Source organism: Methylomonas defluvii, from assembly GCF_033949435.1.
Taxonomy (GTDB): Bacteria; Pseudomonadota; Gammaproteobacteria; order Methylococcales; family Methylomonadaceae; genus Methylomonas; species Methylomonas defluvii.
Map to the genome: position 1 here is coordinate 1 of NZ_JAXARY010000028.1, position 25,937 is coordinate 25,937.

Genomic DNA, 25,937 nt, shown 5'->3' on the forward strand with positions numbered 1-25,937 from the left:
AGCGCGTCTACATCAATTCTCAAGACCGGCTGAGTAACTTTACGACAGCTTGAGGGCTTCGATCATTTGGCTGACGCCAAATTTTCGGCTTAAAAAAACTTAAGTCCGACGGGCTCCTAGGTCTTTCAGGATTTAGCTGATAGCGAATGCGCTTTGGTTTCCATGGCAGGCTTGGCGTCGCCGACATCCTTGTAGCGCTGAGCGGTTTCATCGAATGCCTCGGCGATAGCCAAAAAGGCATCGGTGACATCCGGATCGAAGTGCGTTCCCCGGCCTTTAGCGATCAGCCGCACCGCTTCTTCGTGGGGATACGCTTCTTTATAAACCCGTTTGCTGATCAGAGCGTCGTAAACGTCGGCGACTGCCATCAAACGGGCGCTCAGCGGGATTTGCTCTCCCGAAAGCCCTTGCGGATAACCGGCGCCATCCCATCTTTCATGGTGGCAATAAGCGATCTCCACCGCGTAATTTAAAAACGACCAGTCACTGTCGCCAAAATCCCGCGCCGCCGACAAGATGGCAGACCTTCCCTCGGCGCAGTGCGTTTTCATAATTGTCCATTCATCCGGCGATAGTTTTCCCGGCTTAAGCAGTATCGCATCGGGAATGGCAACCTTGCCGATGTCGTGCAGAGGCGCGGATTTAAACAACAGTTCGATGTCGCCATCGGTGAGACTATAGCGAGCATTGGTGCGCAACCGTTCAGCCAACAACTGCACGTATCGTTGGGTACGGCGTATATGGTTGCCGGTCTCGTTGTCCCTGACCTCTGCCAAGGCACAAAAAGCCGCGATGATGGAGCTTTGCGCGGCGATTAGCTGCCGATCTTTGCGGAACAACTCTGCCGTGCGCTCGGCCACCAATTGCTCAAGATTTTCGTTATGCTGTTTCAGCTCGCGCCTGGTGGTGGCCAGGGCCAGATGATTACGGACCCGTGCCAACACCACCGGCGCGGATGCCGGTTTGTGAATAAAATCCTCGGCGCCCAGAGACAGACCGCACTCCTCATCAACGGCGCTATCCAAGCTGGTCAGAAAAATCACCGGAATATCGCGAGTCGCGAGGTTGGCTTTAAGTTGCTTACAAACCTCGAAGCCGTCGATGCCCGGCATGACGACATCCAGTAATATCAGGTCCGGCGCGTCGCGGCCGATCAGCGCCAAAGCCTCGGAGCCATCGCTGGCAAAGCGGGTGCTGTATCCCTTGCCCAAGATGTTGCTCAACACCTCGATATTATTTAAGGAGTCGTCTACGATCAGTATTTTCGGTCGTTTATCTTGGCTATTCATGGTCTGTCCAGCTATTGCGCTCTAAGAGTTTCTCTAATGCAATCAATGCTGCATCGTAGCGCAATTTTTGTGTCGCTTGCGCAATTTCCGCAAATTCCAAGGCGAGTTCATGATCGCCTATCTTGTCGGCGAGATCGGTGACCGAATACCGGGCATCCAGATTCTTGGTTTTCAATTGGCGAAGCAATTTCTGTAGGTCGGGCAGCAGATTGGCATGTTTAAACAGTTTTTCTGAATTAACCGATAAGGCAAGCCGCCTATCGTCAGCATCTTCTAATGACTGACTCAATAACAGGAGTGCCGCCTCGCATTCCTGAGCAAGTAGTTCCGTTTGCGCCGTCAAATTCCTCTCCTCTCCGCCTTTGAGCATCCGGCACAGTCGGTCGGCTGAGGCTTGAAGCGCGCCGAGACCTAAATTGCCGGCCTCGCCTTTCAGGCTGTGAGCGAGTAAAAACAGTTGCTCCGAATCGCCATCGGCAAGCCGTTGGTGCAATAGCGTTGCAGCGTTCCGATGCTGCTCGGCAAACGCCAGCAATAGGCGCCGGTAAAGGCCAATGTTGCCTCCCAGCCGGGCCAAAGCCGCTTGCACCGCCACGCCTGGCAGATTGCTCTCGAGTTGGGCAATCGCCTTGGTATCCGGGCGAATGTCGGCAGCTTTTTCCTGCTGCGCCGTAGCGGGTTTGGGCTTGATCCACCTCGCCAGCGCATTGGCGAGTTCTTCCGGTTCGACCGGCTTGGCGATGTGGTCATTCATGCCGGCCGCTACGCAGGCCTCTTTATCCTGATTCATCGCCGCCGCAGTCATGGCAATGATGGGCAATTCCTTTAACGCCGGCAATTGGCGAATCTTACGGGTGGCCTCCAGGCCATCCAGCACCGGCATATGCAGGTCCATCAACACCGCATCGAAATGGGATTTCTCCAGGCATGCCAAGGCCTCCAGGCCATTGTTGGCAGTCGTGACCGCCAAGCCGCCTTTAATCAGAAATTCCTGTGCCACCTGTTGATTGAGTTGATTATCCTCGACCAGCAAAATCCGCGCGCCGCGGATAGCTGCCAGCGTGGTTCGGGTGGCGTTGAATACTTCGGCGGCGGGTACAGGTTGGCTGGTTTCGTTTCGTTGTAGTTGGATCAGGGTGTTGAGCAGGTTGGAGGGCGTTACCGGCTTGGCGATGATCGCGTCCACTGGAATGTTGCCCGCCGACTTGGCCAGCGCCTCGCGCTCATAAGCCGTGATCATGATGGATATTGGCGGCCGGCTGTTATGCTCGTCGTGGGCTATGGTCTCGGCTAGTTCCAGACCGTTCATGCCGGGCATTTTCCAATCCAATAACAACAGCTCAAAGGGTTTTCCGCATCGCGCCGCTTCGGCGAACAAGCGTAAACCTGTTTCGCCCGAATCGGCCGTCGCCACTTCGAATTGCCAACTTTCCAAAATCGAGCGCAGTATCGTCAGTGAAGTTTCCTGATCGTCGACCACCAGGGTGCGCATGGGGCATAAACCCTGCAAACGCCAGCCCTGTGTCTGCTCGCTGGACGAAACGCCGGCCGGCAGGCCTAGTCTAACCGTAAAGGCAAAGGTACTGCCGGATTCGGGTTCGCTCTCCAGGGTGATTTCTCCCGCCATCAATTCCACCAGGCGTTTCGAGATCGTTAGCCCCAAGCCGGTGCCGCCGAATTTACGGGTGATGCCGGCGTCGGCTTGCGCGAAAGGCTGAAACAGTTGGCCGGCTTGTTCGGCCGTGATGCCGATGCCGGTATCTCTCACCGCAAAACGCAGGCGTATGGCATTGTCCGTTCTTTCCTGCGTCTCGACGCGAAGGTGGACTTCGCCTTGATGGGTGAATTTAATGGCGTTGCCGACCAGGTTGTTAATGATTTGGCTGAGGCGGAGCGGATCGCCCTGCAACTGATCGGGCACATCCTGTGCTATATCGATGAACAGCTCTAGGCCTTTTTCATCGGCACGGATGGAGAACAAGTCTGCCGTCGCCCGCAGTATGTCTTCCAAGCTGAATTCGATGGCCTCAATGTCTATGCGCCCGGCTTCGATTTTTGAGTAATCGAGAATGTCATTCAGAATACCCAGCAAGGCTCGCGATGAATTCAATACCTTGCTGAGATAATCGTGTTGCTTCCGGTTTAGCTCGGTATCCAGTGCCAGTTGCGTCAGGCCGATGATGGCGTTCATCGGGGTACGTATCTCGTGGCTCATGTTCGCTAAGAAATCGGATTTGGCCAGATTGGCACTTTCGGCTTGTTTCCTGGCGTCCAACAACTCCGTCGTGCGCTCGTTTACCAGGTGTTCGAGATGATTTTTGTAGTGCTCCAATTCGACTTCGTAGCGTTTGCTGTCGGTGATGTCCATACGTATGCCCAGGATACGGCTAACCATGCCGTCTTCGCCGCGCTGCACGCAGAATGCTTTAACACTGATCCAGCGATAGCTGCCGTTGGCATGGCGCATCCTGGCTTCGTAACTGTAGGCATTGGCGCGTTTCGACAGTACGGCCGCAATTTTTTCGGCGATGCCGGCTCTGTCGTCGGGATGGAGGCGCTCCAGCCATTCGTTACGATCACCGGGGCCGGGTTTTGCTTGATAGCCCAGCATCGTGAAATAAATCGGTGACATCTCGAAACTGTCCTTTTTGACATCCCAATCGAAAATGCCGATTTGTGCCACATCCATCGTCAAGCGCAGACGCTCTTCCGATGTTTTGAGCTGCTCTTCGACTTGCTTACGTTCGGTAATGTCAAGCGTAAAACCGTTGATCTGTCCGTTTTCTTCATCCAGATAAGCGGACATCGAGAACCATTTAGTTTGCCCGGTGACGAGCACCGCTTGCGCTTCAAAGCCGCGTACCTCTTTATTTGTCTGCAGCAACTGATAAAACAACTTCAATTGATCGAGATCGGCCCACAGCTTCTCGGCCGGCACATACCGTTGCAGAAAGGTATCGACGGAGTCGCAATCCAATTGGCGTGCCAAAGTGAGATTCAGAAAGCTAAACTGACCTGCAAAGTTTCTCTGAAAAATGCCGACCGGTGCATTCTCGATAATGTAGCGGTAATTTCTTTCGTCGTTCTGCCATTTCAAACGGCTGTGCCGCGCAACCAAGGCTAATACTAACGAAGCGATCAAAATGACGAGTCCGGCCGTGCCGTACCAGGCCAAATGTTTCCGCCATTCGGCCAGATAGTCCTGTTCGGCGATGGCGGCCAGCACGTACAAAGGATAATCGCCGACCCGCCGAAAACTATAGAGGCGTTTGACGCCATCGCCAGGGCCGGGCTGTAGATAGGAGCCGTGGGTCATACCCTGGGCGATGTATTGGTGCAGGGGGTGGTTAGGCATGGTTTTGCCTAGATTGGCTTCCAGATGCGGATGGCGAGCCCAAAGCCTCATCTGTTCGTCGCGGAGTAACACCGCGCCGTGTTCGCCAAGGTTCAACGTCGCGTAAAAACTTTCGAACGAACTCAATTGCACGATGACGTTAACGTATCCGGCAAAGCCGCCATCGGGAAAATCGATACGCCGGGTCAGGGAGATATGCCAGATTTCCAGAGTACGTGATATTTCCGGCGGGGAAATGTGTAAGCCAGTCTGGCGATGATCCCTATGAAATTGAAAGCTTTCTTTGTCGGCGACATTGATGGCTGGCTGAGCATCGATAGAACTGTAGATACAATCGCCGTTGGTATTGAATATCTGGATTCCGCCGATCTCGATCACCGCCGCTTGCTGAATATCGTTGGCCTTTTCCTGCAGCAAGGCTTGCATAGCATGGTTTTCAACGGCGTTATCGAATTGGCTGCTGCGCATGTCCTCGGGTCGAATATGCCCCTGAATATCTTTCAGAATCAGATCGATTTTTTGTAGGGTGGTCAGCGCATGCCCCTCCAGAACCAGAGCGATATTTGCTGTTTCGATACGCGCGTGTTCTATGTGGTTATCGCGCTCTTGCTGCAGGCTCAAGCCCATCAGCGCCACAAATCCCAAGATACCGACCAAGCCAGCGGCGATTGCCAACCCAAATGCCGATATTCTTGGAAAACGTTGTTTCATGTGCCCACTCCCGGCTATAAATTATCACCTAAATTCGGCAATTGCTAAAAAGCCGAGGACTCAAAGTGAGCCGCTGAGATGGCCGCGCATAAACCGGCGCGAGTCGAGTTCCATCGTGAACGGCTCTATGCAATCCTGACGTAACAACAATTCGAAAGACTTATTTTGCGCCGCCGCTTTGCCGTATCAGAACTCGGCTAATCTTGAAACGAGAAAACCGAACGCATACGGGTAAAGGTTTTCGCTACTGTTGGTAGCAGGCATTGACAATCGCCCGCAATTTTTCCAGGCCCAATTCACGGGTCAGCGCAATATTTTGGTCTGGAATACCCTCCGGGTCGGGATGGCCGGCGACGGCTTTTTCGATGCTGTCTTCGCGAATCAGATGCAGCATGGGGTAGGGGGAACGGTTGGTGTAATTGCTGGGGTCGTTTGTCGGTGTTTGCGCAAAGCAATAGTCCGGGTGAAAACTAGCCAATTGGTAGATGCCTTCGTAGCCTTGATCAATCAGCAATTGCTCGGCGATAGCCAGCAAATCCAGGAAATCTTCGAAGTCGGCAAACGCCTCATTAAATATCAGCAAGGTGGTTTCGGTGTCCGGCTCGGAATCGAGATGCTCGCACTCGGCAATGACCGCTTCCAGGCTATCCTGAATGCTGTTGCTCGACACGACCTGATAGCGAATACTGCCTTTCTCCTGTTCGCGGCGGGCAAACGGGCAAATATTGTATTCAATAACAAAAGTTTTTAGCCAGGCCTGCGTAGCGGCGATAATCTGTTGGTTAGTCATGGTGATCGAAAAAAATGAAGAAAAGCACTAAACACTGTCTCTGGCTGTTGGCGATATTGCCGGCTTTGCTATCTGCCGAAGTCTATCAATGGACCGATCCGCAAGGTCGCCGCCATTATGCCGATCATGGCAATGAAAACGCCAAAGTCTTAAGCATCGATCCCGGCGTCGCCTCCTATCGGGTAGAAAAGGTGTTCGATGGCGATACTATCTTACTAAGCGACGGCCAGAAAGTCCGTTTTTTGGGGATCAATACCCCGGAGGTTGCCGGCCGTAACAAGTCAGCAGAAGCCGGCGGCGAGCAGGCCAAGGCCTGGTTGAAGCAAAAGTTGGAGCATCAGAAGGTATTCCTGCAAGGCGATGTGGAAAAACAGGACAAATATCAGCGCACTTTGGCTTACGTGTTTACCGAGGACAAGGAGCATATCAATCTGGAATTGGTGAAACGCGGATTGGCCACGGTTAACATTTTTCCGCCGAATTTCAAATATCTCGACAGCTTGTTGGCGGCTCAGCGCAGTGCCGAGCAAGCCAGGCTAGGGATTTGGGGTGAACAGGCCTATGCGCCACTGGCTGCGGAACGGCTAGACGAGAACAATTACCAGGGTTGGAAGCGCTTAACCGGACGCATCCGCGCGCTCAAAAACACAGCGAAACACAGCTACTTGCAACTCTCCGATGCGGTATCTATCAGTGTCGAGCCAATATCGGCCGGCTTGTTTCCGCCGCTGGAAACCTATGTGGGTAAGGATGTGGAAGTGCGGGGGTGGGTGCGGCGCTCGAAACAGCGTTTTGCCGTGCAGCTGCGGCATCCGGCGGACATCGTGTTGCGTTGATGTTGGCAGCCGGGCCGCTTACTCTTCTTCGGCGAATAACGCTTGGATCATTTGCTTTTCCTCGTCGTCGAGGATGTGCTCTGCGGAAAACCAGCGAGTGCGTTGAAACGGGATTTCCCGCTCCGCGTCGCGCAGTCCGGCGCGACGATCAATCTCGCGGCGCTCGGCCCGCCGGCGATCTAAAACCCGCCGGTCTTGTTTTGGCCACAGCACATATTGTTGCTGAACGAAAGCGATCCACTCCGCTGAGTTGAAGGCGAACGGATTAGTCCGGCGTTCTTGCTGACGGCGCGCGCCTCGGCGGCGTGCCGAATCATCGCTAGTCATCATAGTGGCTACCACTGACCTATGCCGCCGCATACACGCATGCTGTAGAGGACAACCGGCGAATTGATGTAAAAAAAATACGACCTAAATAACATTCGACCAAAATAATAAGCTTCTCAAGAAAATCTGAGTATCTAGGTAGGGATTTTAAATGTACCGGCCCAAATGCTCAATCAAACTTAGTTTTCGGATGTCATTTTACTGGACAAAGTTCCCGGTAACCGCAGCAGTTGATCAATCATTACCTGTAATTTGGATGGCGATCCAAAAATCCGGGAGACATTTTTGGCTATGTCTTATTCCGCCGAACAACGCAGGCCTGCAAGCGCTTTTTATTGTTTTGGCGGCTATGGCGCTATGCGCCATTCGCACCTGGACAGCTCAGGGAACAATGTATTGATTAATAGCCGCGAATCGACCAGGCCTTTTTTCATGAGCGCAATCAATGTTTTATTAGTGGATCCAACCGGTACGACAGCCCATTCCTTAGGGCATTTATTCAGCAGATTTATTTGAGCAGTAGTCAGTTTTTCTCTAGCCATCGTTACACCTATTTTCGGATTTGGTATTGCTAACGGGTCTTGTATATGGGGTTTTACTTGACGCCGGCATACGGTAAGTCAAAAAACAGGATTTGTTAAATTAGTAATATTCATCAGCTCTATTAATAACGTGCATTTGGGGCTATCGGCCTTCCGCCGGCATAGAAACAAGGGTAGTGAAGGGCGGGGTAACGGGATAGATAAATTCAAAGCCGGCAGGCCGCATAGATGCGGGCGAGTTCCAGCAGATTCGGCGCGCCGGTTTTCTCCATCACTTTGGCGCGATGGATTTCAACGGTGCGGTGACTAATCCCCAAACGCCTGGCTATTTCTTTGTTGGTTAGACCAGCCACCACCATCCCCATAATCTCAAGTTCGCGTGACGTCAGCCCGCTTAGCCGATTACACAGCGCTTGTCCTTTATTGGCCTGTGCGTGAGTGTTGACTTCAAGCTGTAGCGCGGCCTGTACTCTGTCGAGCAATAGTTCGGTGCTGACCGGTTTGGTCAGAAAATCAACAGCTCCCGCCTTCATCGCGCGCACTGTCATCGGTATGTCGCCATAGGCGGTCAGGAAAATAATGGGAAGGTGGATGTGGCGGCGGATAAGTTCGGCTTGCAGTTCGTGACCATCCAGACCCGGCATGTTGACATCCAGCACCAGACAGCCTGGCTGCTCCGGAGAATAGCTTTCCAGAAAGCACTCGGCACTGGCAAAAGTTTGATACGGGAGGCCCGCGGTTTCAAATACCAAACCCAAGCTGTCGCGGACCGCATCGTCGTCGTCCACCACGAATACGCAGGGCTGAGTATTCATTTCGCAAACGGTAAGGTAAAGAACAGGCTAAGGCCGTCGCCGACATTCCGCTCCGCCCACAGTTGGCCGCCATGGGCTTGAATCAAGGCACGGCTGATGGCCAAGCCCATTCCCAGTCCCGCGGGTTTAGTCGAGTAAAAGGGTTGAAACAGCATTTTCAGGGCAGTGGCGTCCGCCAGGCCTTTACCGCTGTCACAAACACAGACTACCGCCATATCAGGATCGTCGGCGTATCGGCCGGTGGTAATGCGCAATACCTCGGATAGCTTACCGTGTTCTTGCATCGCTTCCAGACCATTAATGATCAGATTGACCAGCACCTTTTGAATTTGCAGCGCATTGACCGTGGTCTGCGGTAAGTCGGCGGCAAGGTCCAGTTCTATGTTTAAAGTGTCTAGGGTTTTGTCGTTTTTTATAAACGCGCAGGCTTCTGTCACGAGAAAGTTAATATCGACCCGTTCACCGACGGCCTCGGTTTTATTCAAATGGCTAAATAATTGTCTGATGACTTCGCCGGCACGCTGAGCTTGTTGCACACAGGCTTCCAGTACGTGGTTGAGTTTTTGGGAATCCGGTTTTTCCGATTGGTAGAGGCGCAACGCCACGTCGGCATAAGAGGAAATAGCGGCCAGGGGTTGGTTTAATTCGTGGGCAATCGCCGCTATCGTCTGCGTCGCCAACGATACTCGAAATGACTGTTCCATCCGATTTCGGCGTTCGCTCAATTCCCGGGTCAGTTTATAGTCGGTGATGTCGAAATTGATGCCCAGCAAGCGATAAGGCCGATTATTTTTATCATGCAATAAGCTGCCGCGCGAATGTATCCAGCGGTAGGAGCCATTCTTGTGGCGTAAGCGGAATTCCAGTTCGTAAGCGGATACATGCCCGGACAGGTAGTCTTTGGTGGCTGCCAGGACCCATACCCGATCATCCGGATGCAAGCGAGATTCCCATTCCTCCCAGCGGTTTTGCATCTCATGGTCGTCAAAACCGATTTGCCGTTTCCATTCCGGCGAGAGAAATAAGGTTTGCGAGACCAAATCCCAGTCCCAATAACCGGCATTCACTTCGTCGATGATCAGTGCCAGGCGGGTCTCGGTATGCCGCAATTCCGCGTGGGTGCGTTTCAGTTCGGTAATGTCTACATGGGTAATAATCATGCCCTGGAAACCTTGGGTAATGCGTTTGGCATGCATCATAAACCAAAGCTCACCCAGCGCGGTTCGACAGGGATATTCCATCATAAATTCCTGTTGATGGCCCGCTATCAGGCTCTCAAGGCCGGTCAAAGCCTTCTGTGCGTCCCGGTCGCCTGCTGCCGACGAGCGGCGGCAAACTTCAAGGTAATTGGCGCCTTCCGACAATTGACTGGACGAACCGCCGTTCTCGATAGCAAAGCAATCCCAGGGCGCGTTGACCGTCGTCACCAAGCCGCTATTATCCAGTACTGCCACATGTGCGGGCAGCGAATTCAGAACGCAGCGTACGAAAGCCTCGTTACGGCGCAGGGCGTCATCAGCGACTTTCAGCGGTGTAATGTCCAAAAATGCGCCAACGGCCCCGCGCGGCTGCCCATTATTGTCCAGCAAGGGCGATGCATTGGATACCACGGTAATCACTTTGCCGTCCGGGCGGACTATATCCAGCGTCTCGTCGCTCACCACTTCTCCCCGGCAAGCACGCTGAATCGGCAGATCTTCAGCGGCCAGCGGATAGCCGTTTTGCAATACTGTGATGGCCGGCGGGGTTGGGCTCGATAGTGAAAGTTCCGAGGTGGGGGGCACGCCCAGCATCTGCTCATTCGCCCGATTTCCGCGGATATGTTGTCCGCTATTGTCATTGGCGATGGCGAGTCCAATGGGTACCGTGTTGTAAATAACCTGCATTTCCTCCAGACGGCGTTCCAAGCGTTGGTTCAATAGGGCAATTTTCTGCTCTGACAGTTTGCGCTCTTCGATGTCGATCACATGCACCACAATACCTTTCAACCTGCCGGCTTCATCGGCATTGGGAATATAGGTCGCATGCACCCAGCGGGGTTTGCCGTTGCCATAAGGAATTTGCTGGTCAAAACTAACCGGCTCGCCCGCCAAAGCCCGCTCCAGATAAGGACGGACTATGTCCCAGGCCGCGCCACCCAGAATTTCCGGCACGGTGCGGCCGATAACCTGTTCCGGAGAGATGCCGAACCAGTGTTCATATGTCGCATTCACCCGTACATAGCGAAAATCGACATCCAAATAGGCGATCAGCGCCGGCGTGGCATCCATGATCAGTTGCAGTTCCCTATCCTGGTCGCGATAGACCGATTCAGCCTGTTTTCGCGCGGTAATATCTTGGAGATAGCCATGCCACAAAATGCTGCCGCCCTGTTCCCGCATCGGCATGGAATGACCTTCTATCCAGATTTCGCCTTTACTAGGGTGTTGGTAGCAAAAGGTGTCGCGCCAAGGCGTCAGGCTGCGCGCCGATTCGCTGATGGTTTCGTTGATCAGTTTGATGTCGTCGGGATGCACCCTGGCAAATACCGGACTAAAGTCCTCGGCTACCGCTTCGGGCGGCAGTCCGTACAAAGATTCAAGCGCCTGACTGGCATAAGGCATGCTGGCTGAGCCATCCGCAGCCAAACGAAAAGAGCAAATAACGCCGGGTACGGAAGCCGCCACTTTGGACAGTTGATCCTGTAAATGATGTTCGGCTGGTAGTGGGCTGCGTCCGTCTGCATCGCGCAGGACAAGGGAATACAAGGTTTGCTCGCCAATGTCTATCTCGGAAATGATGGCTTCCATTAGAAATTCTTCGCCGTTAGCGCGCACACCGGTCACTGTGCGAAGTTCTTTAGACTGATGATCGCTATCGCCTGTTGGTGCTAAATAAATGGCCGGAAAACCAGCCGGAATAAAGCATGCGATCGCGTTGCCAATGGCTTGATCTGCGCGGCAGCCGAACAACTTGCCGGCTGCGGGATTGCATAATACGACACGGTGTTTTGCGTCGATGCAGACAATGGCATCCCGCGCGGCTTGTATAAGTGCCGCGCACAGTGCCGGGCTTTGCGCCTGCACCGAGGATTCTGCTTGTGATTGTCGACTGGGATCGGTGAGGGTAATACGTAGTTCCGGCTGGTCGGCGAGACCGGTGAGCATCAGGCAGTCGAGTCTGGTAGGAAATGCAGCGTTATCGCCACGCAGCATTGGCAATTCGCAAGGCTGAATTTCGCTACGTTGCTGAATCTGCGATAAATGCCGTTGCCAAAAGTCGCGGCTTTGATCGGCAATCAAGCTTGAAAAATGACGGCCAATTAAGTGTTGACGCTCACCACCCAATAAGGCGGCGGCCGCAAAGTTGATGGTAGATATTCGCTGGTCCGGGCTGAGTGTGAGGCAGGCGTGCGGGGCGAAATCGTAAAGATGCTGGAAGCGGTCTCGCGCCTGAATCAGCGATTGATTTTGGGTTTCTAATTCAAGCAGTCGTACTTGCAGCTCATGCAAAATTTTCTCCGGAGCATCCAGGGAACAGTTGGTTTTGCTTGAGTTTGGGTGTCTGTTCTGAGCTTTTTGTCGAACAGTATTGTCAGGGTGTGCAGACTTACAGCGCTCGTCAGTCATGAGACATCTTCTATTTTGGACAGAATTTAGACCGCTTCAGGCATTCTTTCGATGGTTGTAACACAAGCCCTATTATACGGATGTGGCTAGCCGAGAAGCCCTGTTTCGGCAACAGCGGGAGTTGGCAACCGGGTCTTAACCCGGGCATAAGCCGAAATAGCCGGCCTTAGTTTGTGAAAATCTCTGCCTAGAGTTGGCTTCTTGCCCCAGGTCGCGCGGAAGTATGCTGGCGAAAAATTAGCCCTGTCAATCTTATCTTCAATCTAAGTAGCAGTACGTATTTTTAGCGGATAGCGGCTGTGTTAAAACGCGCTATGTTGGTATGGCTTTACCGTTTCAGCAATATGAATACTTGATTTACCCCTCGCCAAACAATCCGGAAATAACTGATGAGTGAATTGGACCATCCAAGACAAAACCAGCTTCTCGCTATGCTGCCTGAACCCGAGTATGCCCGTGTTTCAAGTTTACTGGAACGGGTTGAAATGGAGTGTGGCGACGCGCTTTGTGAACCGGATGAGTCTTTGCGTTATGTCTACTTCCCTGTGACCGGCGTGATAGCGGAGCTTTACTTTACTGAGAATGGAGCCTCCCGCGAACTGGCTTTGATTGGCAACGAAGGCATGCTGGGTATATCGCTGTTCATGGGCGGTGAATCCATACCGTATCAAGCCTTAGTAGTGATGCCGGGCTACGCCTATCGTTTGCGCAGGAGTCTGGTTGATGAGGAAATTGGGCGGATAGGCGGACAGCACAGTGGGCTGCAAGGTGTGTTACTCCGCTATACCCAGGCACTACTGACGCATATGACGCAAATAGCGGCTTGCAAGCGGCATCATTCCATTGAACAACAATTCTCGCGTTGGCTGTTGATGATCCTGGACCGGCAGAGCGGGAGCGAGATAGCAATAACGCAGCAATCCATCGCCAGTCTGTTGGGCGTGCGCCGCGAAGGCATCACCGAGGTTGCCGGGAAATTACAGCAAGCCGGGGTAATTCGGTATTGCCGTGGTCAAATCAGCGTGCTGGAGCGCGCCGGCCTGGAAGCGCAAAGTTGCGAGTGTTACCCGATCATCAAAAACGAGTTTGCTCGGCTGCTTGCTGTCAGTGCCAATCCGTCGCCGCTGTCCAAACCTATTACCGCCATTACCACTTATGGACATGCCAAAGATCTCAGGAGACGCTACGCATTTGGCTGATCAAGTCTACCGGCGCTGAAATATAGCCCCGTGGTTTTATCTGGTCAGTCCGGCTATTGAAACCCAGTCACCGATAGGGGGCGATTTTATGAACACTGCATCAGCCAAAGCCCATAGCTGCTCACTTGTTATAGACCACGATCCAGCCAGCCGGATGGCGAACAAACACTCCCTGGCGGCGTTTCGGGATCATGATGCGGCGTTTTGCGAGGGAGAACCCAGTCATCACGGTCTTAAACTCGCCGAAGACCGCCAGCCCGAACAAGTGCGCGGGGATTGGCAATCACCGGATATGCTGGATGCCGGCTACATCGCCAATCAAGTGGAAACGGTCAAACAGGCTAATGTCTCCATCCTGATGCCGATAGAATGCGATGATGCGGCCTTTGTCACGGTCCAATCTAACAACTGCGCCAGCAACGCGGACGCGGCATCGTCCACTGAAGTCAGCCGAGAGTTGCAGGGACAGCACCTGCTGGCGGAGAAAACCGAAACCCTGGCGCAATTGCGTGAGGCGGAAGCTAAGTACCGGGCCTTGGTGGAACAAATGCCGGTGATCACTTATATCGCATCGTTGGAAACGCCGGTAAAGCTGTTATATGTCAGTCCGCAAATTGCTCAATTGGGCTTGCCCGAGCAAGATTGGCTTGATGACCCGCAAGGTATACTGAAGCGGGTGCACCCGGACGATCTGGCAGTGGCGGTAGAAGCCTATGCCTATACCTATAAACATCATGCGCCGCTGAGGTGCGAATACCGATTACGTAAACAGGATGGAAGCCATCGCTGGTTTCTCGACGAAGCCAACGTAGTGAGGAATGAAGCCGGCGAAAGTTTGTTTTTGCAAGGTGTCCTGATTGATATTACCAAAGACAAAGAAACCGAACAGGAGCTGAGCTATTACCGGCAACGTTTGGAGGAGTTGGTGTTTAGGCGTACGGAACAACTGGAAAAACAATGCGCCATCCTAAAGTCCGCCAATGCCAGTCTTGACACCACTTTGGTAAAGCTCAAACACGCCAATACCGAGGCGCGCAACAGCGAGAGGCGCTTTCGCTTACTGCTGGATTCTGCCGGCGAAGGTATTGTCGGTCTTGATGTGGATGGCCGTTGCAGCTTCGTTAACCGGGCCGCGTTGCAGGTTTTGGGTTACGCCGAGATAGACGTGCTGGGACAAGACATCGTTGCCATGATAGCCGGGGATTTGATCTTAGCACTGGAAGCGCTCAAGTTGCCTGATATGGCCCGCGACATAATCGCTCAGCGTAGTACCGCTAATTTTAAACGCAAGGATGGCCGGTCATTTCCGGTCGAATATTCGTTTTATCCGGTCGCGTTGGATGGATTTGTCGATAGCTTGGTGCTGGTGTTTTGGGATATGTCGGCATCTCAAACCAAACGTCAGAGTTTGGCCTATCAGGCCAGCCACGACCCCTTGACCGGGCTGGTTAATCGGACAGCTTTTGAACAACGGGTGGCAAGGGTATTGGCTAGCACCCGCCCCGGCTATTTTCACCATGCGCTTTGTTATCTCGATCTGGATCATTTTAAGCAGGTCAACGATACCTGTGGACAAGCGGCAGGGGATGAATTACTGCGTAGAATCAGTAGCGTTTTGTCCTCCAAACTGCGGCAACGCGACACGCTGGCCCGATTGGGCGGTGACGAGTTCGCGTTGTTGCTGGAACACACCACACTTGATCAAGCGCGAAATATCGCCCATGAACTATGCAATAGCCTGCGCAATTTCAAATTCAACTGGGGTGATGCCGAATTTACGGTGAGCGCTAGCATTGGCGTAGCTGCGGTGACGTGTACCGTTCGGGATGTTGATGAGTTTTTACGTAACGCCGATAGCGCGTGCTACAGAGCCAAGGAAAAAGGCCGGAACCAGGTACATGTGTTTTTACCTGATAACGTCGAGCGCCTCGATCAATTCCTGCAATGGAAAGCTTGAGGATTTTGCTAAAACGCATTTTGTGTATGAAGAACGGAGCCAGCGAATCACTGAGTGGCAAATCCGGCTCTATTGATTACCGGCATCCCGCTCCGGCTATGTTTGTCGAAGCCAATTAGGGTGCTTCGCCAACAGGTCCGGAGCGAAAGGTATTAATCGACCGGATAAAAAAGCTCAGTGTTCAGGATGAATGTCAATCTACTCGGAGTATCGCCATGAAACACTACCTATTGATAATACTGGGTATTTTACAATGCCTGATCGTCGTGCAAGCTATTGAGCATGCGCCTGCCAAACCCATCAATCAAGAACAGTTACAGACAATAGTGCCTTACGCGGTGCAGGGGACGGTACAAACCTTTACCAAAACGGTGCACGGCGGTGTCCAGCATGTGGTGATCAAATCCACGGACAATGCCTCGCAAATCAAATTAATTCAGGGGCATTTGCAAAAAAGGGCGGAACAATACCAGGCGGGCAATTATGCGGCGACGGAGCGTTTGCATGGTGCGGAAATGCCGGGGCTGGCGCAGTTAAAAAAGGCAAAAGTCGATGATATTAAAGTTCAATATCAAGCTTTGGATAACGGCGGACAGATTCATTTTTCTACCGAATACCCCCAATTCGTTCAGGCCCTGCACGAATGGTTCGATGCCCAAGCCGAGGACCACGGCAATCCAGGCATACCTGATCACGATAGCCATCATTCGCCGGCTGCTGAATGATGGCAGAGGCGTGTCTGTTCCGGGCATCCCAGGCGCGCTATAGGGCTTACTGAGTCGGCTCGGTTCTTTGAGCGGTATGAGTCGCGGAGCCTCCGCTCTGCGGACTGGCGACTGCTACTCTTTGAGCGGCGTGTTAGGTCTTTTTACTATCAAAAACAAACCTCTGCGTGTCGGGGCTATAGCCTCGATTCAATCAGCATCCCGCTGCCAATCCGCAAACCACTCCGGCAATTCGCGCGACTCGCCTAGAGCAAGTAACCGATGATCAATGCCGTCATGGTTGCCCCACACCACTTCGCTCAGCGCGCCATCACTTACGCGCGCTTCGATGTCTTTACAGTACAGCCCCTGATCGCGCTGAACATAAAAACCGTAAGTTCGGCAAGCGATAGGGCGGTGTGCATAGACCAGGCAAGCGCCATTGGCTTTGTCCAGCAGCGGGCAGATGACTGGGCGCGCTATTTGGCCGGCCAGAGCGGCTATCTCCCCACCCATTTTCCGAAATCGCTCCGGCGTTAAGGCCATCAGGCCTTGTTGCAGACAATGCCATTCGTCCGCGGTGATCTTAGGTACTGCGGCAAGCCTGCGGCAACAGCCGTCGCAACCCTGGCGGCATAGCCAATCGGGTTGGTTGTCGCGGATGATTTTTACCCGCGTGTCGATATCTGCATGGAGTTGGGTGAGGGTTTTCATTGGAACATACTGCCTGTTTAAGCGGGGTTTGCAAAGCCTTTCCGAACATGACGCCGATTCCTGTGTGCTGAGCAGCCGGCGGCGTTTTAACCGGATTCTAATCAAAGCTTAAGTAGATTTTAAGTCGCCAAACTTAGAATTTTTCGCAAGTGAACAACTGACGGAGTGATTATGCGCGACTTGAATACTGCTATAAATCAACAGCTTGGCGAAAAACACATCGGCGGCGGCATCTATGTTGCCATTGACGGTCTTTTAAAACACTGCATCACCGCGCCCCTACTCGAGCTGCCGATAGATTTTAAGGAATGGTACATACCCGTCGGCAACAATATCTCGCAACTTTATCAACTCTAATGCGTGCCGGAGCAATCCTCCGCAGCACCAGTCGCTCAATATCTCAAACAGCAATGATGAGATTTTAGCTAAGAATTTAAACATGCCCTTTGGAGAAAAAATGACACAAAAATATTTCGGCAGTATGTTGCTACTTGCCACATTAACCAGCGGCTGCGCATCCATGAGTGGTTGGCATCCGATCATCGACCCGCGTTTGGACCAACAGCCGCAAACCACGCAACGCGACATGGTCGAGTGTAAGTCTCTTGCGGAACAAGCGTCGGATATTACCAAGGAAATCGGCATGGGCGCCGGTGTCGGTGCGGTTACCGGTGCCGCGGGCGGCGCGGCAGTCGGTGCGATAGCCGGCAGCGCCGCCACCGGCGCAGCCGGTGGTGCAATATTGGCTATCCCCGCGGGGTTGTGGGAAGGCTATAAAGCGAACGAAAGCTTTAAACGGGCATTTAAAACCTGCATGCGTCAACGCGGCCATACCCTGGTTAACTGAAGAAAATTTCTGAAAATGCCTGATTTTCACCATGGAAGGCGAGGATATTTAAAGGCCGGTTCAATTGGCCATATACTATAAATATCCTTTATCAGGCATGGGCTTGATAATATATCGCCTGGATATTTATCGAACTTAGTTAGAACCGACGATGCGTGAATTAACCGACCGAGAGCTGTATCAGGCCCTGCAATACGCCAAAAGCCAGGATGAAAATGCCGGCCGCAGCATACTTCAGCAATTCCAAACCGAGCAGAGCGCGTTGGCGCAAACGATCTTTGGCGTGTTTTCGGCTTTGATTGCCGACAAGGATAAAAATTTGGCAAATCTGTTCATGGATCTTTGTTTCGATGTGATTTGTGTATTCCGGCATGCCTTCGGCGATTTGCCGGACCAAAGGGTATTGGACATGGAATGGTTACAGAATACGGCCGCCTTACTCGATGCGGAATTGCAGGCATTCATGCCTGGCAACAAGATGGATACGAAATTTCGCGACAAATTTCAGAATCGATTTACCGAGCGCCTGACCGAGAGCGATTCGCAAGCCGGCTTGGTTAAATTCATGGATGATGCCATCAGCGCCTATGTTGCCGACAGCCCGGCGGAGCCTGATGCGGTTCGTGTTGCCAGAACCATGATTTATGTCGTTATTCAGCTATTTGGCGCGATGTATGATCGGGCGGAACGCCAAGCGACGGCTTCATGATTCCGGAGATTTAGAAAAATATTAGACTTTAGCTTGTCGCTTCGCGCCGAGTTGAAAAATCTGAACTCGGCGCTCTGTGTCACGGTTAATGCAGGGCGGCCAAGGCGCTGACGTAGTCAGGCTCGTCGGCAATTTCGCTGACCAACTGGGTGTAGATGACTGTGTCGTTTTCGTCGATGATGACGATAGCGCGGGCGGTCAAGCCTGCCAGGATGCTGTCCAACAGCTCGACGCCGTAATCGTGGGCGAAGCTGGAACGGAAGGTCGAGAGCGGCACGACGTGTTTGATGCCTTCGACTTCGCAAAACCGCACTTGCGCGAAGGGTAGGTCAGCCGATACCACTAACACCACGGTATTATGCAAATGCGCGGCTTTTTCGTTGAATTTGCGGGTCGAGGTAGCGCAGGTCGGCGTATCCAGGCTGGGGACTATGTTCAACACTTTACGTTTGCCGGCAAATTCAGCCAAACCCACGTCCTGCATTTTACGATTGGTTAATTGGAAATCCGGCGCTTGCGTACCTACCGCCGGTAAATCGCCGATAGTGTTGATCGGTTTGCCTTGGAAAGTGATGGTTGCCATGTGTTGCTCCCTGGGTGTTTTTATTTTTTGCGTTTGCTGAAATCGATCAGACGCTTGCGTTTTTTCATCTGACGATCGCTTAGCGGGTTTTTCTGGCCTTGAAACGGGTTCTCCGGCGACTTGAATACCAAGCGTATCGGCGTGCCTGTCAGCCGCAACTGATCGCGGAAATAATTCATCAAATAGCGTTTGTACGCACCGGGCAGGGCATCGGTCTGGGTGCCGTGGATCACGACAACCGGTGGATTGCGGCCACCCTGATGTGCGTACTTCAATTTGATGCGGCGACCACCGACCAGCGGCGGCTGATGCGCGGCCAGCGCGTCGGTCAAAATCCGGGTCAGCAAGGGCGTCGACATATCAGTCATCGCCGAATCGTACAAGGTATGCACCACGTCGAACAACTTGCCGACGCCGCTGCCGTGCAGCGCGGAGATCGGATGCTTTTCGGCAAAATCCAAAAACGACAATTTGATCTCGATTTGCTTTTTCACGAAATCGCGGTGTTCGGCGTTCAGGCCGTCCCATTTGTTCAAACCAATAATCAAAGCCCGGCCGGCTTCCAACACCAAGCCCAAAATGTGCGCATCCTGATCGGTGACACCCTCGCGGGCGTCGATCAAATAAATCACCACATGGGCTTTCTCGATGGCTTGCAGCGATTTGATGATGCTGAATTTTTCCACGGTCAGCGATACCCGGGAGCGGCGGCGCATACCGGCGGTATCGATTAAGGTAAATTTCTGGCCGTTGCGTTCGAACGGAATATAGATACTGTCACGGGTCGTGCCGGCTTCGTCGAACACCACCACACGTTCTTCGCCGAGCAGCCGATTCACTAAAGTCGATTTGCCGACGTTAGGACGGCCGACGATGGCAATGGCGATACCCGGATCCTGCTCTTCCAATTCGTCCTCGACTACTGGCAATAACTCGTCGATACGATCCAGTAAGTCGTGGACATTGCGGCCGTGGGTAGCGGCAATCCCGATGGGTTCGCCGAGGGCCAGGCTATAAAAATCGTTTGTTACAGTATTGCTGTCGATGCCGTCGACTTTATTCACCACCAGCACCACCGGTTTGCCCAGCTTGCGCAGCATGTCGGCGATGGTTTCGTCGGTGGCGTTCAAACCGTCGCGGGCGTCGACCAGGAAGAACACCACGTCGGCTTCCTGTAGAGCGATTTCCACCTGCTTTTTGGCGAAGACGTCTATGCCTTCCTGTTCGTCAGTGATACCGCCGGTATCGACTACCAGACAGTCGCGCTCGCCGCGTTTGACCCGACCGTACTGGCGGTCGCGGGTCAGGCCGGGATAATCGGCAACTAATGCTTCGCGACTGCGCGTCAAGTAATTAAATAGCGTAGATTTGCCCACATTGGGGCGGCCCACCAGGGCGATAACAGGTAACATGAATTTATTTTGCTCTCAAAGCGGCCAGGGTGCCGTCTTTGGCGTAAATGAAAACCGTATCGTCCACGACTACCGGCTTGGCTTCTATTGCCGCTTTACTGACCTGAATCCGGCCCAATTGGCGGCCGTCGCTATTGGACAGCCAATGTACATAACCTTCGAAATCGCCGACTACGACATAATTTTGATAAACCACCGCCGCCGTCAATTGGCGGTTGTGTAAGTCTTTTTGTTTCCACAGCGAGGCGCCGCTGCGTTGATCGAGTTGCCAGACATGGCTTTGGGTATCGCTGACATAAAGGTAACGGTAATCCAGGCTCAGGCCGGTGTAGGAAGACACCGCTTCGTTGCGCCACAGCACATCGCCGTCCACTTCGGAGACCGAAGACGCGCCGCCGGTGAAGCCGGCAATATAAATGGCGCCGCGTGCCGCGACCGGATCGACATCGAGATCGACCAAGCGTTCGACTTCGGACCGACCGCTGGGTATCGCGATAGTGGCTTCCCAGATGGATTTGCCGTCTTTCAATTGCAGGGCTTCCAGCTTGCCATTAGCCGAGCCGGCGATCACGTTGTCGTCGACAATGATGGGCGCGCCGGTGCCGCGGATGCTCAGGGCCGGTACGCTGTGTTCGAAGGTCCAGAGTTGCGCGCCATTATCTTCTTTGAGGCCGATGATTTTGCCGTCGGTGGTCCGGACGATGACAATACCGTGACTCACCACTGGAGCCGCCAATACTTCGCTGGGTACATCGATTTTCCAGCGCTGTTCGCCGTTGGCTTTGTCAAAACCTATGACTTCGCCGGTGCTGGTACCCATTACCACGGTATGCACCCCCAGACCGGGGCCGGCTGAGAAGCTGTAATCGGTGTTGTTTTCCCAGCTCAGACTACCGTTGCCGGCGCCACGCGCCTGCAAATGGCCTTTGTTGTCGCCGACGTATACAGTGCCTTCGGCGACTGCCGGTATCAGTTTCAGATATTTTTCATCCGCGCCATTACCGATTGATTCCTTCCACAGCACCTCGACTTGCACTTCCGGGGTATATTCCTGCAAGGCGGCCGGCGGATCGGCATTGTCGTCGTCGCCGGTGATATATTCCGTTAAGCCCGAGATAAAGTCGCGTCCGGCATCCAAGCCCGCGCAGCCGGCTAGCATCGGCAGGCAGGCAAGCAGCGGGAGAAGTGAGCGGTATCTGATGTTCCTGATTAACATGCTAAAGCGTGTATCCGTTGGCGTGGGCTTAATTGGCAGCCGCCGTGGCAGCGTTGCCAGGCGTTGCGACGTCGTCCAGCTTGAACTGCGTCAGCGGGGTGGCTTGACCGGTTCTGATTGCGCTTTGGTACGCGCTACGGGCTTCGTCCAAGCGGTCCAGCGCCACGTACAGGTCGCCCTGCAATTCGTCGTAACTGGCAGAAAAGCCTTCGGATTTGGCCGGATCGACCGCAGCGATCAGTTGCAAACCTTGTTCGTATTGGCCGGTAGCCAGCATCAGTTGAATCAGGCGTAGACGGGCAACATGTCTCAACTCATCGCTGTCGGCTTCCTTGATGGACTTTTCCAGAATCGCTTTAGCGCCTTCCAGATCGCCTTTTTGCACTTTGCTTTTGGCCAATTGCAGGCCGGCATAGTGGGCGTAAGCGGTGCCCGGAAATTCGATAGGCAAGCGTTCCGCCAGTTTTTCGGTGGATTCGCTGTTGTCCTTGGCCGCGCTATCCAACAATTGTTGGTACATTTGCGAGGCTTGGGCGCGTTTTTCCAGTTGGTGGTTTTGCCAGAGATTCCAGCCGCTCACCAATACTATTGCGGTGACAACACCGGCGATCAATGAAGTCTGATTGGCTTCCCACCATTTTTTCAACTGTTCCAGTTGTTCTTCTTCGGTATCGTAAATTGCCACGGTAGTTCTCTTCTATTAGCAGGTTATAAGGGATTATCGGCGGTGCCAGTCTTGCAGGGTTTGCAGGAGCTGGTCGTGATTGTGTGTGCTTTGCTCAGCGTCGATGCGCAAGGGTTTCAAGGCCACTTCGCCGCGTTGGGCTTCGTCGTCGCCAATGATGATGGCGTACTCGGCACCGGACTTATCGGCTTTTTTAAACTGGCTCTTGAAGCTGCCGCCGCCGCAATTGACTTGCAATTTCAAGCCGGGAAGCGCATCGCGAATGCGTTCCGCCAAGCGCATGCCGGCTGCTTCGGCGTTGGTGCCGACGCGAATCATGTAGACATCGGTGCTAGCTGCGACTGGGACATTATCCAGTAATTCAAGCAAGGCCAGAATGCGCTCCATGCCCATCGCAAAGCCGATGGCGTGATTGGCTTTGCCGCCCAGTTGCTCGATCAAGCCGTCGTAGCGGCCGCCAGCGCAGATGGTGCCTTGCGAGCCTAAGTGCTCTGTGACCCATTCGAATACGGTCTTACCGTAATAATCCAAGCCGCGCACCAAGCGAGTATTCAGTTGGTAGGTAATACCCAGATCGTCCAGCGTGGCTTTCAGACTATTGAAATGCGCCAAACTTTCTTCTCCAAGATGCTCAAGTAGTACCGGGGCCTGTTGCAACATAGCCTGCATATCCGGATTTTTACTATCCAGGATGCGTAGCGGATTGGTTTCCAGGCGGCGCAAGCTGTCTTCGTCTAAAACTGCCAGATGTTGTTGGAAATATTCGACCAGTTTGCCGCGATAAGCCAGACGTTCTTCGCTGGTACCCAGGGAATTGATTTGCAGCTCGACTTTATCGCGGATGCCCAGTTGCTTCCAGAGCCGGTCGGTCAGCGCGATGATTTCCGCGTCGATGTCCGGGCCGGGCATGCCGTAGGTTTCCACACCCAGTTGGTAGAACTGCCGGTAACGGCCTTTCTGTGGGCGTTCGTGGCGGAACATGGGGCCGTAATACCACAAACGGTGGCTTTGATTGTGCAATAAACCGTGTTCCAGGCAGGCGCGCAAACAGCCGGCGGTGCCTTCGGGGCGGAGGGTTAACGAATCGCCGTTGCGGTCGTCGAAGGTATACATTTCTTTTTCGACGATGTCAGTGACTTCACCGATCGAACGCTTGAACAGTTCGGTCTTTTCGACGATAGGCAATCTGATTTCCTGATAGCCGTAGGCGCTCAATACCTGTTTGGCCTGGCTTTCCAGCCATTGCCATAGAGGCGATTGTTCAGGAAGGATGTCGTGCATGCCGCGGATGGCTTGGATAGCCTGTTGTTGTTTTGCCATGATCTTATTTGTTGCCGGATTATTTGCTGATCGCGGTTTTGACTTGTTGTGCTTCTTTGGAAGCAGGAAAAGAGCTAATCAATTGCTCGCGGTATTCTTCGGATATTTTGCTGTTACCCAGCGCCCGTTCGGTTTGAAACGCGATCCACAGCGTTTCCGGGGTGTGTTTAGCAACGCCCAGGTAGCGCTCCAGAAACGCCCTGGCCGACATGAACTGACCATTCTGATAGCTGATGCGCTGCATCTCCTGCAAGGCCGGCGAGTAATCGGGCTGAGATTGCAAGGCTTGGCGAAAATACTCTTCGGCGCGCTGCATGTCGTTCTGCTTAACGTAACAAACGCCCAGATTGGTTAATGCAAACCAGGGCCGGTTGTTCATTGGCGATGCCATCGAATCTTGCAACAGAGCTATACCCTTGTCGAATTTGCCTTGCTCGCACAAGAATCGGCCGTAGTTATTCTTGATGCTGAAGTTATCCGAGTCTTTATTTAGCGCAGTTTGATAGCTGTCGCTGGCTGCTTCGGTTTGTTTGATGCGCTCGTAGAAGACCGCCAAGGCGTTATGAGTTTCCGGGTTGCTGGAATCCAGCCGCACCGCAGTTTCCAGCTTTTCCTTGGCGACGTCGAGCATGCCCATGTCCAGATAACGCGCGCCCATTTGTAGATTGAGCTTGGCTTTTTCGGCATTGCTCATCGTCTCGCGGGTGTCCGGCAGCAGGCCGCAAGCGCCTAGCAATAGGCTCATCAGCACTAATCCGCGAGCGGCTTGCCTATTGGCCATGCGAGAGTCCTTGTGCTTGCAGTTTTAAATGTCTGCGGCTTTTATCTTGTACTTGACCGACCAATTGCCCGCAGGCTGCATCGATGTCCTCGCCGCGGGTCTTGCGAACGGTAGTGACGATGCCGGCATTATGCAGAATATCCCGAAATTTCAGGATAGCGGCGTTACTGGAGCAACGGTAAGGCGATTGCGGAAACGGATTGAACGGAATCAAATTCAGTTTGGACGGCACGGTTTTCAATAGCTTGACTAAGGTGCGCGCATCTTCCGGGCTGTCGTTGATGCTGTCCAGCATCACGTATTCAAAGGTAATGTGCTTGCGCGGGCCGGTTTTGGCGTATTCGCGGCAGGCTTCCATCAATTCCTTCAGCGGATATTTGACGTTGATCGGTACGATTTGGTCGCGCAAGGCGTCGTTGGGGGCGTGCAGCGAGACGGCCACGCTGACGTCGCAGACTTCGTTCAGGCGCTTCATTGCCGGGACAATCCCCGAGGTGCTGATGGTGACGCGGCGCTTGGACAGGCCGTAACAAAAGTCATCCATCATTAAATTCATGGCTGCCACGACATTGTCGAAATTCAATAGCGGCTCGCCCATACCCATCATCACAACATTGGTGATGCGGCGTTCCGGTCCTAGTCTTTGTTGTGCCAGATAAAGCTGGCCGATGATTTCGGCGGTAGACAGGTTGCGGTTGAAGCCTTGTTTGGCGGTCGAGCAAAAGGTGCAGGCGAGTGCGCAGCCCACTTGCGAGGACACGCATAGCGTGGCGCGGCGTTCTTCCGGGATGTAAACGGTCTCCACCCGATTGCCGCAGTGCATCTGCACCGCCCACTTGCAAGTGCCGTCGGACGCCAATTGTTCGGCGACGATTTCCGGGACTTTGATTTGGCAGTGTTCTTTTAAATGATTGCGTAGCGATTTGCTCAGGTTGGTCATCTCGTCAAAATCCGAGATGCCTTCCTGATAAATCCATTTCAGCACCTGGGTGGCGCGAAACGGTTTTTCGCCGAGCTCGACAAAAAAGGCTTGCAAGCCTTTTCTGTCGAAATCCAGCAGATTAATCAATGCTGGCTTAGCGGATACGGTCGCAGAGTTCATTAGCAGAGAAGAAGTAAGCGATTTCTCTCGCGGCAGATTCTGGTGCATCGGAACCGTGTACAGCGTTTTCGTCGATGCTGACTGCGAAGTCGGCGCGAATAGTGCCGGCCGCCGCTTCTTTAGGATTAGTGGCGCCCATCAGTTCGCGGTTTTTCAGGACTGCGTTTTCGCCTTCCAATACTTGGACAACGACTGGACCAGAAGTCATGAAGCTAACCAAGTCTTTGAAAAAACCGCGTTCTTTGTGCTCGGCATAAAAGCCTTCGGCTTGCTCTTGGGTCAGTTGCAGCATTTTGGATGCGACGATGCGCAGGCCGTTTTTTTCGAAGCGGCTGACAATTTCCCCAATCACATTTTTAGCGACTGCATCAGGCTTGATGATTGAGAAAGTACGTTCGATTGCCATTGTGTAACTCCAGTGAGGATGTTGATTGA

General features: G+C 53.2%; 22 protein-coding genes. 7 read left to right on the forward strand and 15 right to left on the reverse strand.

Annotation, left to right across the window (positions count from 1 at the left end; translation table 11 throughout):
* Positions 1-125: 125 nt before the first annotated feature.
* The 3 genes from QLH52_RS21615 to QLH52_RS21625 form a co-directional block, all read right to left on the reverse strand.
* Entirely contained in the window at positions 126-1,289 is a 1,164-nt protein-coding gene (locus tag QLH52_RS21615; protein ID WP_319962921.1) for a two-component system response regulator, read from the reverse strand.
* Positions 1,282-5,355 (reverse strand): response regulator, encoded by a 4,074-nt coding sequence (locus QLH52_RS21620; protein ID WP_319962922.1) that lies wholly within the window; start codon positions 5,353-5,355, stop codon positions 1,282-1,284. Before QLH52_RS21620 ends, QLH52_RS21615 begins: the two co-directional genes overlap by 8 nt.
* A gap of 244 nt (positions 5,356-5,599) precedes the next feature.
* Positions 5,600-6,145 (reverse strand): DUF1415 domain-containing protein, encoded by a 546-nt coding sequence (locus QLH52_RS21625; protein WP_319962923.1) that lies wholly within the window; start codon positions 6,143-6,145, stop codon positions 5,600-5,602.
* A 14-nt stretch (positions 6,146-6,159) separates the two neighbouring features.
* On the opposite strand from QLH52_RS21625, the gene QLH52_RS21630 reads away from it, so the two are divergent.
* The gene (locus tag QLH52_RS21630; protein ID WP_319962924.1) at positions 6,160-6,981 is read left to right on the forward strand and encodes a thermonuclease family protein; all 822 of its coding nucleotides are present in this window, start codon (positions 6,160-6,162) and stop codon (positions 6,979-6,981) included.
* An 18-nt stretch (positions 6,982-6,999) separates the two neighbouring features.
* Here the strand turns inward: QLH52_RS21630 and QLH52_RS21635 are convergent, their stop codons facing one another.
* From QLH52_RS21635 to QLH52_RS21645, 3 genes are all read right to left on the reverse strand, one after another.
* On the reverse strand, positions 7,000-7,311 hold the full coding sequence (locus QLH52_RS21635; protein WP_051669669.1) for a hypothetical protein: 312 nt from the start codon (positions 7,309-7,311) through the stop codon (positions 7,000-7,002).
* Positions 7,312-8,056: 745 nt separating this feature from the next.
* Positions 8,057-8,665: a response regulator transcription factor gene (locus QLH52_RS21640; RefSeq protein ID WP_319962925.1), complete on the reverse strand. Its 609-nt coding sequence runs from the start codon at positions 8,663-8,665 to the stop codon at positions 8,057-8,059.
* Positions 8,662-12,156: a PAS domain S-box protein gene (locus tag QLH52_RS21645; protein ID WP_319962926.1), complete on the reverse strand. Its 3,495-nt coding sequence runs from the start codon at positions 12,154-12,156 to the stop codon at positions 8,662-8,664. Before QLH52_RS21645 ends, QLH52_RS21640 begins: the two co-directional genes overlap by 4 nt.
* Before the next feature lie 506 nt (positions 12,157-12,662).
* Between QLH52_RS21645 and QLH52_RS21650 the strand changes: the two genes are divergently transcribed.
* From QLH52_RS21650 to QLH52_RS21660, 3 genes are all read left to right on the forward strand, one after another.
* Positions 12,663-13,472, forward strand: a complete 810-nt coding sequence (locus QLH52_RS21650; RefSeq protein ID WP_033155560.1) for a Crp/Fnr family transcriptional regulator — start codon at positions 12,663-12,665, stop codon at positions 13,470-13,472.
* Between the two features lie 88 nt (positions 13,473-13,560).
* On the forward strand, positions 13,561-15,429 hold the full coding sequence (locus QLH52_RS21655; RefSeq protein ID WP_319962927.1) for a diguanylate cyclase domain-containing protein: 1,869 nt from the start codon (positions 13,561-13,563) through the stop codon (positions 15,427-15,429).
* 215 nt (positions 15,430-15,644) lie between these two features.
* Complete coding sequence (locus QLH52_RS21660; RefSeq protein WP_319962928.1) at positions 15,645-16,154, forward strand: aspartate carbamoyltransferase; 510 nt, start codon at positions 15,645-15,647, stop codon at positions 16,152-16,154.
* 189 nt (positions 16,155-16,343) lie between these two features.
* Here the strand turns inward: QLH52_RS21660 and QLH52_RS21665 are convergent, their stop codons facing one another.
* Positions 16,344-16,847 carry a YkgJ family cysteine cluster protein gene (locus QLH52_RS21665; RefSeq protein WP_319962929.1) on the reverse strand — a complete coding sequence of 168 codons (504 nt, stop codon included), beginning with the start codon at positions 16,845-16,847 and terminating at the stop codon, positions 16,344-16,346.
* A gap of 171 nt (positions 16,848-17,018) precedes the next feature.
* Here QLH52_RS21665 and QLH52_RS21670 point away from each other — a divergent pair, with 171 nt between their 5' ends.
* From QLH52_RS21670 to QLH52_RS21680, 3 genes are all read left to right on the forward strand, one after another.
* Positions 17,019-17,204, forward strand: a complete 186-nt coding sequence (locus tag QLH52_RS21670) for a hypothetical protein (protein WP_319962930.1) — start codon at positions 17,019-17,021, stop codon at positions 17,202-17,204.
* 100 nt (positions 17,205-17,304) lie between these two features.
* Positions 17,305-17,694, forward strand: coding sequence for a glycine zipper family protein (locus QLH52_RS21675; RefSeq protein ID WP_033155556.1), 390 nt, complete (start codon positions 17,305-17,307; stop codon positions 17,692-17,694).
* A gap of 151 nt (positions 17,695-17,845) precedes the next feature.
* Positions 17,846-18,403, forward strand: coding sequence for a hypothetical protein (locus tag QLH52_RS21680; protein WP_319962931.1), 558 nt, complete (start codon positions 17,846-17,848; stop codon positions 18,401-18,403).
* A gap of 85 nt (positions 18,404-18,488) precedes the next feature.
* On the opposite strand, the gene tpx is transcribed toward QLH52_RS21680, so the two are convergent.
* The 8 genes from tpx to ndk are packed head-to-tail and all read right to left on the reverse strand — an operon-like array spanning position 18,489 to position 25,908.
* The gene (tpx, locus tag QLH52_RS21685) at positions 18,489-18,986 is read right to left on the reverse strand and encodes a thiol peroxidase (RefSeq protein WP_319962932.1); all 498 of its coding nucleotides are present in this window, start codon (positions 18,984-18,986) and stop codon (positions 18,489-18,491) included.
* Positions 18,987-19,006: 20 nt separating this feature from the next.
* Entirely contained in the window at positions 19,007-20,398 is a 1,392-nt protein-coding gene (gene der / locus QLH52_RS21690; RefSeq protein ID WP_319962933.1) for a ribosome biogenesis GTPase Der, read from the reverse strand.
* A gap of 4 nt (positions 20,399-20,402) precedes the next feature.
* Positions 20,403-21,614: an outer membrane protein assembly factor BamB gene (gene bamB / locus QLH52_RS21695; protein ID WP_033155552.1), complete on the reverse strand. Its 1,212-nt coding sequence runs from the start codon at positions 21,612-21,614 to the stop codon at positions 20,403-20,405.
* 28 nt (positions 21,615-21,642) lie between these two features.
* A complete protein-coding gene (locus QLH52_RS21700) occupies positions 21,643-22,299 on the reverse strand; it encodes a YfgM family protein (RefSeq protein ID WP_033155551.1) in 657 nt (218 codons plus the stop codon).
* Between the two features lie 33 nt (positions 22,300-22,332).
* Positions 22,333-23,619, reverse strand: a complete 1,287-nt coding sequence (gene hisS, locus QLH52_RS21705) for a histidine--tRNA ligase (RefSeq protein WP_319962934.1) — start codon at positions 23,617-23,619, stop codon at positions 22,333-22,335.
* 19 nt (positions 23,620-23,638) lie between these two features.
* Positions 23,639-24,400 carry a type IV pilus biogenesis/stability protein PilW gene (pilW, locus tag QLH52_RS21710; RefSeq protein WP_033155549.1) on the reverse strand — a complete coding sequence of 254 codons (762 nt, stop codon included), beginning with the start codon at positions 24,398-24,400 and terminating at the stop codon, positions 23,639-23,641.
* Positions 24,390-25,502 carry a dual-specificity RNA methyltransferase RlmN gene (gene rlmN / locus QLH52_RS21715; RefSeq protein ID WP_319962935.1) on the reverse strand — a complete coding sequence of 371 codons (1,113 nt, stop codon included), beginning with the start codon at positions 25,500-25,502 and terminating at the stop codon, positions 24,390-24,392. The genes pilW and rlmN overlap by 11 nt, the downstream gene beginning before the upstream one ends.
* The gene (ndk, locus tag QLH52_RS21720; protein WP_033155547.1) at positions 25,477-25,908 is read right to left on the reverse strand and encodes a nucleoside-diphosphate kinase; all 432 of its coding nucleotides are present in this window, start codon (positions 25,906-25,908) and stop codon (positions 25,477-25,479) included. Before ndk ends, rlmN begins: the two co-directional genes overlap by 26 nt.
* Positions 25,909-25,937 lie beyond the last annotated feature (29 nt).

What these genes read in the sequence shown, in the direction of transcription:
- QLH52_RS21615 (WP_319962921.1), bottom strand. Translation starts at nt 1,289, where the DNA reads ATGAATAGCCAAGATAAACGACCGAAAATACTGATCGTAGACGACTCC.
- QLH52_RS21620 (WP_319962922.1), bottom strand. Translation starts at nt 5,355, where the DNA reads ATGAAACAACGTTTTCCAAGAATATCGGCATTTGGGTTGGCAATCGCC.
- QLH52_RS21625 (WP_319962923.1), bottom strand. Translation starts at nt 6,145, where the DNA reads ATGACTAACCAACAGATTATCGCCGCTACGCAGGCCTGGCTAAAAACT.
- QLH52_RS21630 (WP_319962924.1), top strand. Translation starts at nt 6,160, where the DNA reads ATGAAGAAAAGCACTAAACACTGTCTCTGGCTGTTGGCGATATTGCCG.
- QLH52_RS21635 (WP_051669669.1), bottom strand. Translation starts at nt 7,311, where the DNA reads ATGATGACTAGCGATGATTCGGCACGCCGCCGAGGCGCGCGCCGTCAG.
- QLH52_RS21640 (WP_319962925.1), bottom strand. Translation starts at nt 8,665, where the DNA reads ATGAATACTCAGCCCTGCGTATTCGTGGTGGACGACGACGATGCGGTC.
- QLH52_RS21650 (WP_033155560.1), top strand. Translation starts at nt 12,663, where the DNA reads ATGAGTGAATTGGACCATCCAAGACAAAACCAGCTTCTCGCTATGCTG.
- QLH52_RS21655 (WP_319962927.1), top strand. Translation starts at nt 13,561, where the DNA reads ATGAACACTGCATCAGCCAAAGCCCATAGCTGCTCACTTGTTATAGAC.
- QLH52_RS21660 (WP_319962928.1), top strand. Translation starts at nt 15,645, where the DNA reads ATGAAACACTACCTATTGATAATACTGGGTATTTTACAATGCCTGATC.
- QLH52_RS21665 (WP_319962929.1), bottom strand. Translation starts at nt 16,847, where the DNA reads ATGAAAACCCTCACCCAACTCCATGCAGATATCGACACGCGGGTAAAA.
- QLH52_RS21670 (WP_319962930.1), top strand. Translation starts at nt 17,019, where the DNA reads ATGCGCGACTTGAATACTGCTATAAATCAACAGCTTGGCGAAAAACAC.
- QLH52_RS21675 (WP_033155556.1), top strand. Translation starts at nt 17,305, where the DNA reads ATGACACAAAAATATTTCGGCAGTATGTTGCTACTTGCCACATTAACC.
- QLH52_RS21680 (WP_319962931.1), top strand. Translation starts at nt 17,846, where the DNA reads ATGCGTGAATTAACCGACCGAGAGCTGTATCAGGCCCTGCAATACGCC.
- tpx (WP_319962932.1), bottom strand. Translation starts at nt 18,986, where the DNA reads ATGGCAACCATCACTTTCCAAGGCAAACCGATCAACACTATCGGCGAT.
- der (WP_319962933.1), bottom strand. Translation starts at nt 20,398, where the DNA reads ATGTTACCTGTTATCGCCCTGGTGGGCCGCCCCAATGTGGGCAAATCT.
- bamB (WP_033155552.1), bottom strand. Translation starts at nt 21,614, where the DNA reads ATGTTAATCAGGAACATCAGATACCGCTCACTTCTCCCGCTGCTTGCC.
- hisS (WP_319962934.1), bottom strand. Translation starts at nt 23,619, where the DNA reads ATGGCAAAACAACAACAGGCTATCCAAGCCATCCGCGGCATGCACGAC.
- pilW (WP_033155549.1), bottom strand. Translation starts at nt 24,400, where the DNA reads ATGGCCAATAGGCAAGCCGCTCGCGGATTAGTGCTGATGAGCCTATTG.
- rlmN (WP_319962935.1), bottom strand. Translation starts at nt 25,502, where the DNA reads ATGAACTCTGCGACCGTATCCGCTAAGCCAGCATTGATTAATCTGCTG.
- ndk (WP_033155547.1), bottom strand. Translation starts at nt 25,908, where the DNA reads ATGGCAATCGAACGTACTTTCTCAATCATCAAGCCTGATGCAGTCGCT.